Below are 410 nucleotides of genomic sequence, written 5' to 3' on the forward strand. Positions count from 1 at the left end.
AAATTGAAGTGTTTTAAAATCAATAAATAGCAACTCAAAGTTATCTCATTCAAAAATGATAGTTTTGTAGAAGTAAAAAGGAGAAAGCGTTTATGAAATACCAAACCAGAAAAAAGGCGATCCTGTTATTGGAAGACGGAACCATCTTTCATGGAAAAGCCGTAGGCGACAAAGAGGGAAAAGCCTTTGGAGAAGTCTGCTTCAACACGGGAATGACCGGGTATCAGGAAATTTTTACAGATCCGTCTTATTTTGGGCAGATCATGGTGACCACCAATGCCCATATTGGTAATTATGGAGCAAAGGAAGATGAAAAAGAAGCTGAAACTGCACAGATCTCGGGTTTGGTTTGCAAGAACTTCAGCTATTATCAATCCCGGCCTGCTGCAGATGAAACCCTGAAGGAGTTT

Annotated in this window: 1 protein-coding gene; it reads left to right on the forward strand. The window is 39.8% G+C overall.

All coding sequences use genetic code 11. The annotated features are described in order from the left end of the window. Positions 1–92: 92 nt before the first annotated feature. A partial coding sequence (locus tag HC175_RS19560; protein WP_317172372.1) for a carbamoyl-phosphate synthase domain-containing protein occupies positions 93–410 on the forward strand: 318 nt, incomplete at its 3' end.

Source organism: Salinimicrobium oceani (assembly GCF_012037645.1).